Below are 13,896 nucleotides of genomic sequence, written 5' to 3' on the forward strand. Positions count from 1 at the left end.
TTGTGGACGCTGCTAGCTGTGTTGCTCCTGCCACAGGGCCAGGCCGGTTCCGGTGAAGTGGCCGAAACCAGTCAGGTCGAGCTTGGGCAGATCGAGCGTGTGCCAGAAGTGCAGCATGTTCCACAGCCGGATGTCGTCGAAGACCAGCGGCGTTCCCGCTGCCAGCCCCAGCCTGCCGAGGCCTGACATCAGCCCGGACTCGAACTGCCCGTCCTTGGGACCGTCGATGAATATGAGATCAGCCGTGCGCAACAGGTCGGCGTACGCCTCGAACACCTCACCGCGATGCAGGTCAGCGGTGACGGGGATCAGTCGTTCGCCGTCCAGGTCCTCGGCCCGGAGCAAAGTCCGATCCACCTGGAAACACGGCACGATGTCGAACGTCACCAGATGCCCGGCCGCCGGGAGGTTCTCCAGGAGAGCCAGCGCGCTGGCACCGTTGAAGGTGCCGATCTCGATAATCGTCCGGGGTTTCAGTACTTCAACGATCGAGGCCAGCAGCCGATAGTGCTGACCTGGCCAGACGAACACCGAGTCCGCTGCATGACGTTCACGCAGCAGGCGCAGGGGCTGATCGATCGCTCGCTCGACCACCTGGTTTGCCAGCGAGACGAGCGGACGCAACTGGGACCCATCGCAGTGGTCATCTCGCAGGATCGCGCTGATGTACGACTCGGGCGCGGCGATCGGGTCGAGCCTTGCCGAGGTCCACCGCAGGTCGAGTTCTCTGGGACCGGCGAGCCTGCGCAGAAGCGAACGAGCCATCCTGGTCAACCTCCCGCGCGGGAACAGCGACGAGGCGCCAACGGCGTTGTGGTCCCGTACCAAACCCATCGGGTCGCGGCCCAGGGTGCTCCACGACAGCTTCGAACCATCTCCGTGTTCTGCCACGCGATATCTCCCGATCAATCGTACGAGCGAGCGGACGACAGGGTGGAGGCCAGGGCATCCATCACCTGTGAGCCTCGACTTGGGCGGTGTACAACTCGGCGTAGTGACCGCCGAGAGCGAGCAACTCGGTATGGCTGCCGTTCTCGACGATCTGTCCATCGGAAAGGACGATGATGAGGTCGGCCGCCCGGACGGTGGAGAAACGGTGTGACACCAAGATGGTGATCGCGCCACGGTGCCGGGTCGTTCGCGCCTGCCGGGAGAAGCTCTCGAACAGCTCGTGCTCTGCCTGGGGGTCGAGCGCGGCGGTGGGCTCGTCGAGGATCAGCAACAAAGGTGAACGACGCATCATTGCGCGCCCTAGCGCAAGCTTCTGCCACTGCCCATGGGACAGATCGACGCCACCGAAGACCGTCCCGAGCTGGGTATCCAGGCCGTTGGGGAGGAGGTCGACGGTATGCCGGGCCCCGGCTTGGTCCACGGCGTTCTCGACTGCGTCCCGGTCGTCGAGATGCCTCAGGTCGCCGACACCCACCACATGCCCAGCGCGGAGCTGGAGCTTGGCGAAGTCCTGAAAGGCGCCGGTGCAGCGAGTTGCCCATTGAGCGGCTTCGATGTCGGTCAGCGGCAGGCCGTCGACGTCGATCCTGCCCTGGCCGGGTCGGTACATTCCGGTGAGCAGCTTGACCAGAGTGGTCTTGCCCGCTCCGTTGACACCGACTAGACCGACTGTTGAGCCGGCTGGCAACTGCAGGTTGATGTTCTTGAGGCACGGTGTCTCTGCGCCAGGGTAGGAGAACGTGACCCCGTGCAGCGCGATGCCCCTGGTGAGTGAATCGGGTGCGGCGGTTCTGCCCTTGGGAAGGGTGGCGGCATAGTCGCGCAGCCAGTGGTAGTGGTCCGCGATATGCCCTGCCTGGGCGATCGCGCCGGCTCCGGTGACGCTGCCCCACACCTGTTGACGCAGCCGCTCGGCCAGGGACATGACCAGTACGACGTCCCCGACGCTGGCCCGACCTTCCATCACCAAGTGGACCACCAGGGCCAGTGCGCCAGCGAGGCCGGCGAAGAAGCATGCCCAGCCGAGCGTCGTCCACGCGATTCCTTTCATCAGGGCGGTCCGTTGCTGCCTGGTGATCTCCTCCCACAGTTGCTCGGCCCGGCGGTTGAGCTCGGGGCCATTGCCGGCGATCTGCACTTCTTTGGCTGAGTCGGACTGCAGACACAGTGCGTGAATGGCCTCTTCGCGCCGGACAGTCTGTGCGACCGCGTCTCGGGCGGTGCGTTTGAGGCGTTCGGCCTTGCTGTTGGCGACGAGTACCGGCACGACGCACAGCGCGAGAACAAACAGCGAGGGGTGGACTGCAGCCAGCAGCCAAAGGCTCAGACCCAGGCTCACCACGGCAGCAAGTGTCTCGACAACCGTCCAGCACAGTGCCGACAAGGCGAACGTACCGCGCCGCAGCGTCGTCAACCGGTCGAGGTACTCGGCGCGTTCCAGGTGTTCGACCGTAGGGATGTGTGCTGCGACGCGGAGGACTTCCTGCTGCACGAGTACCGAGACCCGGTCAGCCAGATAGGGGCGCAGGTTCATCTGCACCCGGCTGAGTGCGGCGGAAATCGTGTAAGCCAACACGCCGACCAGCACGGCGGCCACCACGCCTGCGACATCGCCGAGACCGGCAGCGTCGATCAGCCACCGCTGGCTCACCGCTGTCCCCGCAACGGTGCCGGCGGCCAGCACGACCAAGGAGGTTGTGACGATCGCCAGCACGGGATCCGCGCGGAAGGTCAGAACCAGCGTATGCCAGGTGGTGCGGATCCGGCGGGTCATTCCGATACCGCCGCATCATCGGACTCATCGCTGCCGAAGCGGGCGGCCTGCAACCTGAACAAGTCGGCATACCGGCCGCCGCGCGCGAGCAGCTCCTCGTGTGTACCGGACTCCGACACGCGACCCTCGGCCAGGAGGACGATGTGATCCGCGTGCCGCACGGTGGAGAGCCGGTGCGAGATCAAGACCACCGACACCCCTTTGGCAGCGGCCACCACGTCTTGGTAGAAGGTCGCTTCAGCCCGTACGTCGAGATGGGCGGTGGGCTCGTCCAGGACGATCAACTGGCGCCCTTGCGCGACTGCGTACAGCACGCGGGCGATCGCCAGTTTTTGCCACTGGCCGCCCGACAGATCGCGCCCGTGGTCGCCGCCCCGCCACAGCGGTGTGTCGAGTCCGCGGGGGAGCCGATCGACTACCTCGTGCGCGCCGGCCTGGAGCAGCGACTGCTCAACCAGGCCGTGATCGATCGGCCGTTCCGGAACCGACAAGGTGATGTTGTCGCGTACCGAAGCGGGATAGCGCACGAAGTCCTGAAAGATCACGCTCACCTGACGCCGCCAGGCCGCGATATCCAGGTCCGGCAGGCCGGCACCGTTCACCAGCACCCGGCCTGCCGTCGGCACGTACAACCCGGCCAGCACCTTGGTCAAGGTGGTCTTGCCGACTCCGTTCCGGCCCACGACGGCCAGCACCCGGCCGGGTTCGATCCGCAGGTTCAGACCGTTCAGCACTGGTCGATCGCTACTACCCTGGTAACGAAATTGCACGTCGTCGAAAACGACCGTCGGGGCAGCGCTTTCGCGAGCGGGTTCGGCGGTGCGAACGACGCTCAGCGGGCGAACGGGGCCGTAGCCGGCGGTCAGCCGCTCCAAGGCACGCATCGAGCGTGTTCCGCGTTCGATGTCGACGGATTCGCCGAAGTCCGCGGCTGTGAAGATCGCCCATGCGGCGACCAGACACGTGGCCAATGCTCCCACGGAGAGGGAGCCATCGGCCGCTGCCAGTCCCGGCACCAGCAGCGCCGCCAGCGCGGATCCCCCTCCGAGCAGGACAGGCACGGCCTGGCGGCGAAGCATCCGCCGATGAATGGCCCATACCTTGGACGCGGTGTCCAAGCGAACCCTCAGCCATCCGTGGACCACCCAGTCGGCCAGTCCGAACATCCGTATCTCCTTGGCCGTCTCCATTCCTGCGGCCAGGCTCGTCCAGTACTGCACCCGTCGGCCGTCCCGGGCCAGCGATTCCTCCACCCGGGCGAGTTGCATCCACTGGCGGCGGACGACTGCCCGGACGAGCAGGCTCGCCCCCAGCAGCCCCGCTGCCAGTACCGGAAAGTGCAGGGCGAGGACGCCGGCCGCCATCAGTGCGCCGATCATCTGGGCAGCCAGTTGAATCAGCCCCAACGCCGCGTGACCAGGAGAGCGGACCCACCAGTCATTGGGTGCGCTGGCCCGCGACGCGTCGTCCTGGAAGTCCTGTCCTTCCAGATGAACGATGTCGGCGGGCGCCAGGGCGATGGCACGCACCTGGGTACGCACCCAGCCATCGATGCGCTGCGACACGGCGAGGTGAAACAACTCTCGGAGCGAATCCATCAGATTGATCGCCAGCAACGTCACGGCGAGCAGCGCGACCAGCGCCAGTCCCCAGCCGGTGCCACCCGCGGCACCGACCTGTGTCACCACAGTCCCCGTGACGATCGCGGCCGCCGGAGGACCTGCGGCCTTGCCGGCCAGCACCGTGATCAGTCCGATCAGGTCCCGCCGCCGCGCATGCCGGAGCAGACGCAGTATCCGCAGTCTTTCCGCCACATGTTCCCGGTACGCCAATCGGTGCAAGGAAGTCGGCGACGTGCCGGTACCGCTGTCAACCAATCTCAAGGGCACTCCATTGTGGAGAGGAAGCAACGATCAGCCTGGAGCACGCCGCTGAAATGATAATCCCGATCGCTTGCTTCACGTTAGGTACGGCAGTCCGGTCGAACCTGAGATCGGACCGGGCAACCGTATCCGCACAATCCCTGTTCCTGGTGCCGGTTCGGCGGGTGCTGAATCCCGTCCGAGTCCGGTTCGCCGCGTGTCCCGCCGGCGAGACAACCGGGTCCCGGTCGCCTTTCAACCGTTCGCGATCGTGCCGCGGTGTCGGAGTATTGAGTTTCGAATCACGGCGGTGAACGTCCGGAGTGACCATAAGCCTGGCCGATTGCGGGACGGAAGGGTGAAAATGACGCCGGAACACATCCGCTTCAGCCAATCGCCGAGGAGTGCGGCGTGAGTGGCCGCCGAGAGTCGGCTGTGCGCGTGCTGGTCTTCGGCACCGGTGGGTGGGCCGGAGTGTGGCACGAACATTTCCTTCCCGTCGCGGCCGACCGGATCGAGATCGTGGCGCTGGTCGACCAGGATGGGACCAGCCTGGCTGACCGTGCAGCCGCGCTGGGCGTATCTCGGTCCGCGACGTTCCGCTCGATCGACGAGGCGGCCACTGCGCTCGGCCGGGGGCTGGAAGTCGATGCCGCCGTGGTCGTGTTGCCACCGGGTCATCATCGCGACGCCATCTGCGCGGCGGCCGAGAACGGGCTCGACGTTCTGACCGAGAAGCCGCTGGCGGGCGACCTCGGGGAGGCCTCGGACATCGTCCGGGCGGTGCGATCGGCTGGAGTGAAGGCACAGGTGGTGCAGAACTATCGGCACTACGGACCTGCCCAGACGGCGAGAGCTGTGCTGGCCGAGGGACGCCTAGGCCCGCTTAACCTGCTGACGGCACGGTTCCGGGTCGACTACCGGGAACCGGGAAGCTGGGGCAGTGATCGGCACGACAATTCGCACGCTGCGCTCCTGGAAGCCGGTGCGCATCACCTCGATCAGATTCGTCATCTGGCCGGAGAAACTCCCGAACTGGTGTGGGCCGACGAGTGGCGGCCGGGGCATGTGAACTCCTTCTCGGGAGCGCCGTGTGCCCTCGCCGGTGGTGTCTTCCCATCATCGGCCAGGTTCCTCTACGAGGCGAACGCTGTGGCGGCCGGCCAGCAGGACGGGTGGAAACACGAGAGTTACCGAGCCGAGTGCGCGCAGGGGACGCTGCGCATCGTGGATTCCTCCGTGCTCGTCACCGTCCATGGTCCGAACGGGCCGGAGGAGACCGCGGTACCGGTGATCGCACCGCCGCTGACCGGACATCGCGCGGTCGTCGACGAGTTCGTCAGCTGGATCCGCGGTGGTCCCGCGCCTGCCACACAGTTGCTCGACAACCTCGAAACATTGGCGACGATCTTCGCTGCCGTCGAGGCTGCCGAGCTGGGGAGAACGGTGCCCGTGGCCAAGCACCTGGCCGCGTTCTCCGAGGCCGGTGGCCGGGCGAGATGAAGATCCTGCAGATCTCGAGTTGCTGGGCCAGAACTCCACCGGACGGGTTCGGCCCGGCCGAGGAAGTGACCTACGACCTCTCGGTCGAGCTCGCGGCGGCCGGTCACGAGGTCACGGTTTTCGCCACTGGCGACTCCACGGTCGGGCTTCCGCTCGCCTTCCATTTCCCCGAAGTGCCCGAGTACAGCCCGGCGAACCCGCGCAAGCACGTCGAGGCCGCGGTCGAGTACGCCAATTCACACGATTTCGACATTGTTCACAACAATGAGTCGAAACATGGCGCGCTCCTGGCGCACACGATTCGGCGGCCGACGATTACCCGGGCGAACTGGCTGTACGACGCCGACTTCCTCCAGCAGTTCCACGCCTTGGACGAGAAGGCACGCCGGGCCACCAGATTCGTAGCGATCAGTCACCGGATGCGAACACTGCTGCCGGAGTTGTCCTTTGCCGGTACCGTGCACAACGGAATCGACGTCGACGGGTTTCCGTTCGGCGCGGACAAGCAGGACTATGTCCTGTTTCTCGGTCGGATCATTCCGGAAAAGGGTGTCGACCTGGCCATCGAGGCCGCACGGACGGCGGGCGTCCCGCTCGTCATCGCAGGACAGTTGCTCGACAGACATCGGAAATTCTTCGAGCAGAAGGTGGCGCCGGCGCTCGATGGAGATCAGGTCAGCTGGTACGGACCGGCCTCGCGCACGCAGGCGAAACAGTTGCTGCGTGATGCGCGGGCCCTTCTGATGCCGTACCGGTGGGAGGAGCCGTTCGGCAAAGTGCTCGTCGAGGCCCAGGCGTGCGGTACACCGGTGGTCTCGGTCCCGTGGGGAGCCGTTCCTGAGGTGGTAGCTGACGGGATCACCGGCTTCCTGCGGGCTACTGCCGAGGAGATGGCCGCCGCCATCGGGCAGGTCGACCGGATCAGTCCGACGGCATGCCGTGAGCGGGCCGTGACCCGGTTTTCCCGCGGCAGGATGGCGGCCGACTACGTGCACTTGTACGAGAAACTCCTGGTCGACGCCGGCCGCGGATCGAGACGCTGACCGATGTGCGGAATCGCGGGATTCACCGGACCGCAACGGCCGGGCGACCTGGAGCGCCTGGCTGTCATGGCCGGCCAGATGATCCATCGGGGCCCCGATTCCGAGGGCAGGTACGAGTCGCTGGTCGGTTCGGTGGTCGTCCGTCGTCTTGCCGTCCGTGGTGGGCCTGCCGCCGACCAGCCGTTGCTGAGCGAAGACGGATCCATCGCCGTCTGCGGTAACGGCGAGATCTACAACTATCCGGAACTACGCCGGGACCTGTCGAGCCGGGGGCATTCGTTCCGCAGCACCTCGGACCTCGAGGTGATTGTCCACCTGTACGAGGAGTACGGAGCCGGGCTCTGGAGCGAGTTGGTCGGCGATTTCGCCGTCGTCGTCATCGACAACCGCTCGGGGTCCGTCGTACTCGCCAGGGACAGACTTGGCATCCGCCCGCTCTATGTGACGCAGATCCGCGGGCGGCTCGCCTACTGCTCGGAGATCCGGCCGCTGCTGGCCGTCGATCCTGAGCCGGCCGCCGCGTGCACCGCCGGTATCGCCCACTACCTTCGCCATCAGTTCATTCCCGCGCCACTGACCGGATTCGACGGCATCTACAAAGTGAACCCGGGAACCTGCTTGGAGATCCGGGACGGACAGGTCGACGAGCACAGGTACTGGAGCCTCCCGGAAGATCCCGGCGACCTCAGTTGTGCTACTGATCTCGATACGGGTCTGGCGGGGCTCCTCGCAGACTCAGTCGGTGCGCAAGGCAGCACTGTGGATGGCCCCACCGGTCTTTGCCTGAGCGGCGGGCTCGATTCGGCTGTCGTCGCGGCCGTGCACTGCGCCACAGCCGAGCGACCGTTGACGGCCTTCACTATCGATTTCGCCACCGCCGAGGACCGCGCTCACTCCGAAGTCACTGCCGCGGCGGCTGTGGCCTCTCGGCTCGGTCTCGAGCACGTCGCCGTCGAGCTGTCCGCCGACAGCTACCTGGAGGCGGCGACGCGGACAGTGGAGAGTCTGGAGGAGCCGATCTGCGATCCGACAGCGGCGCTTCTCGACCGCATCGCGGCGGAGGCGGCGAGGCGTGGCATCCGGGTGCTCCTGTTCGGCGACGGGGCAGATGAACTGTACGGCGGGTACTCGCAATACCGCCGGTCGACGGCGGGCGACCGCTCATGGACTGGCGGCCGGCGCCTGCTGAAAGCACTCGACGACGGCAGTCTGTGGCCACAGCGGCTGCGCCTGCCCGGCGACGGCCCGACAGAGCTGCCCCTGACGCGGTTATTGGGACGCAGCGATTCCGAGGTGGCCGAGGTGATGTGCTCCGCCGCGGTGACCGACGAGCCGCGCGGTACGAGGTCGGCACTGCTCTACCGCTACGGCCGGGACGACCTGCGCGGCTTCGTCCCCAGCACCCTGCTGGCCCGGGGCGACAAGATCTGCATGGCCCATTCGGTGGAAGGCAGATACCCGTACCTCGACCACCGCGTGGTCGAGCACGGGCTGTCCCTGCCCGCCGATCGCAAGCTCTCGACGGACTCGAACAAGGTGGCGCTGCGTTCTCTCGCCCTGGACCTCGGGATCCCTGCGGCTGCCCGAGCCGCCAAGAGCCCGTTCTCCTTACCGATGGCCGCGTGGTTGGCAGGGCCGCTGCGCGGCGTGGTGGCCGAGCTGCGACTGCTGGCCGAGAAGGATCAACTCGGGCTTGAGCCCGACAACTGGCTGCCGACGTTGATCACTTCGGACAACCGCCTTGCACCGGGAGTCTTTCCGTCTGATGTCTGGAGCATCTATTCGCTGCTGACCTGGGGCAACGTGTTCCTGCCCTAGATCGCGCAACCCACCAAAACCGCCGCTCACTCGGTGTTCGGCCACGAACTGGGGAGTACACGATGAAGCCCGACGTCACCTGCCGGTGGGCGAGCTGGAACCCGACGATCGAGAACTGCTTCATGCTCAGTCACAGCATCGGGTCGTTCCAGCGGTTCCTCGGCCCGACCGCGGAGTACATCGTCTATGCCGATGACCCCGGCTTCGTCGCGGCGAACCTGCTGGTCGAGGCCGAGGTGCGGGAACTGGCCGGCCCGTCGCGATCTCGCTACCTCCGCGAGGAGGCCACCTGGCGTAAATGGGCGCCCGCGCCCCGGGGCGATGTCGACCGGGCGGAACTACGCATCGACTCCGACATCTTCTTGCTCGGCGAGCCGGTCGAGGTGCGACGTTTCCTCGCCGGCGAAAGCGCTTCCTACCTCGTCTCGAGTGAAGAATTCGTGGCACTGTGGCCGTACGGGAACTTCGGCGACCGGCTGCCGCCCGACTTTCTGCCGATCAACGCCGGTCTGGTGGGTCAGGCGAGGGGCGCCGATCTGACTGTCCTGCTCGACGCCGAACTCGCTTGGTGGGAGAAGTCGATCGCCCCTGGCGACGTGAAGTACCACGATGAGCAGGGGGCGGTCGCAGCGGTCATCCAGACGCTGGCGGCCGAGGGCGAGGTGCTGGTCCTCGACCCTGCTCGCTATCGAGTCGTGTGCCCGCTCAACGAGCCGCCGGTGCGCGACGTGACCGACCTGGTCATGCTGCACGCGACGTATCCGGATCATCCTGCGTTCTGGCGGTTCCTGCCGGACATCGCGCAGGTCAGCGGTGTCACAGCCGATCCGGCCGAAGCCGGCCTGACAGTGAGGAGACGTGTCTGATGAGGGACCGATCCAGTTCGCCCCAACAGCCCGCGGTGGAGATCCCGACTGCGCTGGCACTCGATGACGTTCTGCTCGTGCCGCGCCGCAGCGCAGTGCGCAGCAGGCGCGATGTCGATCTGAGTTCGACAGTGGTCGGGGACATCCGCTTGTCGATCCCGATCCTGTCCTCGAACGTCCCCTGGTGCACGGAGACGGTGATGGCGGTGGCGATGGCGCGGCTGGGTGCATTGGGTTGCATTCACCGGATGCAGACCATCGACGACCAGGCCAACCAGATCCGGCACGTGAAGCAGACTGCCCTCGAAGGCAGTGGCTCGCTCGGTGTGCCGCCGTCGGTGGACAGCGAGGGGAGACTGCTCACGGCCGCCGCGGTCGGTGTCACCGACGAATTCGTCAAGCGGGCCGATGCGCTGGTGAACGCCGAGGTGGACGTGCTGCTGGTGGACGCAGCGCACGGACACCTCGACCTGTCGCTCGGCGCGGTCGGCCTGTTGCGTGAGCGACACCCTGACCTGCCGATCATTGCCGGCAACGTCGCCACCGCTGAGGGAGTCGAAGATCTCGTCGCGGCGGGAGCGGGTGCGGTGAAGGTCGGTATCGGCCCTGGCGGGGTGTGTACCACCCGAACTGTCGCCGGGGTGGGGGTGCCTCAGTTCACGGCGGTGATGGAATGCGTGCAGGCCGGTCGCGCACTCGGCGTGCCGATAGTGGCGGACGGCGGGATCCGCAAGGCAGGCGATATCACCAAGGTTCTCGCAGCGGGCGCGTCCTCGGTGATGCTCGGATCTGTGCTTGCCGGTACCGACGAGAGCTCAGCCGCACCCGGCGAGAGCCACGGACGCAGGGTGCGGTCGTCCACCGGCTACGTCTCGTTGGGAATGCGGCTCACGCTCCGTCGCGCCGAAGGTTCGGCGCTGTCCGACGAGGACATCGACGACTACGTCCCAGAAGGCGTCGAGGTGGCGTTCCCGGCGACAGGCCCGCTGCGTAACGTCCTGCGGCAGTTCGCCGGTGGGGTGCAATCGGGGCTCAGTTACTGCGGTGCTTCCGACCTGCGCACGTTGCAGGCGGTCGCGCGGTTCGTCAGGGTGACGCCGGCGGGCGTACAGGAGAGCCGGCCCCACGCGGGCGACGACGGTGGCCGGCTCCTCGACAGGTTCGGCGCGTCATGAAGATCTCCGTGTTCTCCCTCGGCCCGGTGTTCCCGCGACACGTCCATGGCGGCTCACAGCGCACGCTGACTTCGGTCGTCCGTCATCTGGCCGAGCAGGGGCACGACTGTGATGTCTACTGCACCTGGCGTGACGACAACCCGCAGTCCTTCCAATTGGCCCCCCGCGCGCACGTGCACCCACACCTTCGTTTCAAACAAACCTTTCCTGAGCCCTACTACACCGCCCCGTTCCACCTGGCGTCGATCGCGGAGACGCTGCGATCGGCGGCGTCCGACTCCGACGTCTTCTACATTCACGACTCGGAGTTGGTGTTCAGTCAGATCTACGACGGCGTGCCGGTGGTGTCCGGAGTTCAGGACTTCGTCTACCCGACGACCTTGGAGGGTGTCTTCGCCTTCCGCGGGCGGCAGTTCGTCGCGATCTCCGACTACGTCGAGCGCTGTATGTCGGCGACGCTTTCCCGGCTGGCGGACAAGCACTCGACCTCGGTTCAGGTCGTTCCGAACGGCTTCAACCAGTCCGCGTTCCGCCCCGTCGACTTCACCCGGATGGCGAGTGAGCTCGGCCTCCGAACGGACTGGGTACCGATTCTGTTCCCGCACCGCCCGGACCCGCGCAAGGGACTGTTCCAGGCCATCGAGGTGATTGCAGCCGCTCGGGAGCACCTGCCGGCCGAGCTCTTCGCCCGGCTACGCCTGCTCGTGCCGCTGTGGATGGATTCGGATCTTGTCGGAGAGGAGTCCGACCACGAGTACCAGACCCTCTACCGCGAAGCTGAGAAGCACGCCATTGAGCACGACCTCGGTGAACTCCTGCACGTCCATCCATGGATCCCGGCCGACCGCATGCCGGAGTACTTCTCACTCGGGCGAGCCACCCTGTGCATCGGCAACTTCGTCGAGGCATTCGGCAACGTCGCGGTGGAATCGCAGTTGTGCGGGACACCGGCCATCGTGAGCCGCGTCGGCGCCCAGCGGACCGTTCTTCCGGACGACCTGGTTTCCAAGGTCGACTACGCCGACATCGGTGGTTGCGCGGAACTGCTGGTGGAGCTGTTGCTCAGTGACAAGCCTTTCGAGACACCACGGTTCCGCGACTTCGTCGATGCCACCTACAGCGAACAACGCATGGTCTCCGGCTACCACGAGGTGTTCGCCGAGACGGCGGTCGGTCGGCCCATCGGCAACTCGCTGACGCAGGGCGGAACCGGTTATGGCATTCCGCCCTGGTGTGCGCTGACGGCAAGTGGCTACTACAGCGACTACCTGCACACCTACGCCGACGACCAGGAGTTGCTGACGCTGCTGTCAGCCGCGCCGGATGGGTACATCTCGGCGGACCTGGGCACAGCGGTGGACAAACTGAACCGGTGGGAGGCCGAAGGGCTACTCGTCAGACAGCAACCGCCGAACAGGTAGCAGAAAGGCCGACACCGGAACAACAGGTGCCTGCGGCAACGGCTTTCGGTTCGGTCGTCAGGGCGACCGAGCCGAAAGCCGTCGTCCGCGTTGCCTTGCCCCCAGCCGCGGGAGTTGCTGATGCGTCGCGATCAGGAGGACTCTCGAATCAGCGCCTGGTAGTCGATCTTTCCGGCAGCACTGTGCGGCACGTTGTCCACCAGCTTGATCCGAAGGTAGGCAGGGGGGATGCCAAGGTCTGCACAGACCTCGCGGGCCAGGGCGTGTGCGGTGTCCAACTCGGCCACGCAATGGACGAACACTGCGCCCCCGGACTCGACCACAGCGGTCGTGCCGAGCCTACGGAAGGTACTTTCGAGTTCATCGAGGTTGATCCGCTTTCCCGCGACCTTGGCGATACGCTTGATCCTCCCCCGCAGATAGAGGTAGCCGTCTCGGATCGACCCGAGGTCCCCGGTGCGCAGGACGCCTCCCAGGCGGTCACCAGCGGTCAGATCCGCCCGGGTATCGGCATAACCGAGCATGACGTTCGGGCCCTGGTACACAATCTCGCCGGAGTCAAGCAGTTCGAACTTGCCACCGGGTACCGCTCGGCCGACCGACCCGATGGCCTCGGGGTGTGCTGCGGTGTCCAGGACTGCCATTCTCGCTGTCGCCTCGGTCTGCCCGTACATCACGAACAAGCGCCCGTTGTGCTCGATCGCCAGCCGGGCATAGTCGGCGACGTTGCCGAGGACCCCTCCGGACTGGGTGAGGGCGCGCAAGGTGGCGGGCCACTGCCTGCGCAAGACCGGCCACAGAGCCTGGTACGTGATCGGAACGCCGGCCAGCGCCGTGGTCCCCGTCTGTGCGAGCTGCCGCAGGAAAAGCCGACTGGTCGGGGATCGGTTGGTCAGGACGACACTCGCGCCGCGACTCAGGTGGCTGTTGAGCACTGAGAGCCCGTAACAGTAGTGGAGGGGCAGCGAGGTGATCGCTCGGTCCGCCTCGGTGATGGCGAGGGCTTGCCCAATGCTGTCAGCGTTGGCGGACAGATTGTCCGCCGAGAGGCAAACGACACGCGGGGCTCCGGTGCTGCCCGACGTCATCAGTAGCAGGGCCGGTCCGCGATCGATCACCGCGGTTCGTGCCCGTCGCCAGTTCGCACCATCCGTGGCCAGGTAGCCCTGTGGAAGGGGCAGCGCACGCGGTGGGCGGACCACCAGGTCGGGTTGGAACGCCGACAGGATCCGGGCGACGGCGCGCTCGTTTAGGGCGGGGTCGGCGAGCATGAGCGTGTGTGGGGAGTCTAGGCAGGCCAAGTAGCACAGAACGGTGGACAGGGAGTTGTCGGCGAACAACAGCACCACCCCCGGTCCCTTCAGCGTCGCGGTGAGCTTGTGCCAAGGGCTGAACGCAGAGCTCAGTTCGCCGTAGCGCAGGGCCGTGCCGTCAGCGACGATCAGGGCCGGGGCGTTCGCCGCACCGTGCGGGAATGACACGA

Annotated in this window: 10 protein-coding genes; 6 read left to right on the top strand and 4 right to left on the bottom strand. The window is 66.3% G+C overall.

Features of this window, described 5'->3' with window-relative positions; all coding sequences use genetic code 11:
* Positions 1-12: 12 nt before the first annotated feature.
* The 3 genes from E0H92_RS26935 to E0H92_RS26945 all read right to left on the bottom strand — a co-directional run bounded on the left by E0H92_RS26935 (position 13) and on the right by E0H92_RS26945 (position 4,608).
* Positions 13-765 carry a class I SAM-dependent methyltransferase gene (locus E0H92_RS26935; RefSeq protein ID WP_165550018.1) on the bottom strand — a complete coding sequence of 251 codons (753 nt, stop codon included), beginning with the start codon at positions 763-765 and terminating at the stop codon, positions 13-15.
* Between the two features lie 187 nt (positions 766-952).
* The gene (locus E0H92_RS26940) at positions 953-2,725 is read right to left on the bottom strand and encodes an ABC transporter ATP-binding protein (protein WP_131498117.1); all 1,773 of its coding nucleotides are present in this window, start codon (positions 2,723-2,725) and stop codon (positions 953-955) included.
* Positions 2,722-4,608, bottom strand: coding sequence for an ABC transporter ATP-binding protein (locus E0H92_RS26945; RefSeq protein ID WP_131498118.1), 1,887 nt, complete (start codon positions 4,606-4,608; stop codon positions 2,722-2,724). Before E0H92_RS26945 ends, E0H92_RS26940 begins: the two co-directional genes overlap by 4 nt.
* A gap of 390 nt (positions 4,609-4,998) precedes the next feature.
* Between E0H92_RS26945 and E0H92_RS26950 the strand changes: the two genes are divergently transcribed.
* The 6 genes from E0H92_RS26950 to E0H92_RS26975 all read left to right on the top strand — a co-directional run bounded on the left by E0H92_RS26950 (position 4,999) and on the right by E0H92_RS26975 (position 12,413).
* Positions 4,999-6,090, top strand: a complete 1,092-nt coding sequence (locus E0H92_RS26950; protein WP_131498119.1) for a Gfo/Idh/MocA family protein — start codon at positions 4,999-5,001, stop codon at positions 6,088-6,090.
* A 65-nt stretch (positions 6,091-6,155) separates the two neighbouring features.
* Positions 6,156-7,133, top strand: a complete 978-nt coding sequence (locus E0H92_RS26955) for a glycosyltransferase family 4 protein (RefSeq protein WP_165550019.1) — start codon at positions 6,156-6,158, stop codon at positions 7,131-7,133.
* Between the two features lie 3 nt (positions 7,134-7,136).
* Complete coding sequence (gene asnB, locus E0H92_RS26960) at positions 7,137-8,951, top strand: asparagine synthase (glutamine-hydrolyzing) (protein WP_131498121.1); 1,815 nt, start codon at positions 7,137-7,139, stop codon at positions 8,949-8,951.
* Positions 8,952-9,013: 62 nt separating this feature from the next.
* Positions 9,014-9,817, top strand: coding sequence for a hypothetical protein (locus E0H92_RS26965; RefSeq protein WP_131498122.1), 804 nt, complete (start codon positions 9,014-9,016; stop codon positions 9,815-9,817).
* A complete protein-coding gene (gene guaB / locus E0H92_RS26970; protein WP_131498123.1) occupies positions 9,817-10,992 on the top strand; it encodes an IMP dehydrogenase in 1,176 nt (391 codons plus the stop codon). The genes E0H92_RS26965 and guaB overlap by 1 nt, the downstream gene beginning before the upstream one ends.
* A complete protein-coding gene (locus tag E0H92_RS26975) occupies positions 10,989-12,413 on the top strand; it encodes a glycosyltransferase family 4 protein (RefSeq protein ID WP_131498124.1) in 1,425 nt (474 codons plus the stop codon). The genes guaB and E0H92_RS26975 overlap by 4 nt, the downstream gene beginning before the upstream one ends.
* 131 nt (positions 12,414-12,544) lie before the next feature.
* Here the strand turns inward: E0H92_RS26975 and E0H92_RS26980 are convergent, their stop codons facing one another.
* Positions 12,545-13,894, bottom strand: a complete 1,350-nt coding sequence (locus tag E0H92_RS26980) for an AMP-binding protein (RefSeq protein ID WP_165550021.1) — start codon at positions 13,892-13,894, stop codon at positions 12,545-12,547.
* Positions 13,895-13,896 lie beyond the last annotated feature (2 nt).

This window comes from Kribbella speibonae (assembly GCF_004331375.1).
In the GTDB taxonomy this organism is placed as follows: domain Bacteria; phylum Actinomycetota; class Actinomycetes; order Propionibacteriales; family Kribbellaceae; genus Kribbella; species Kribbella sindirgiensis.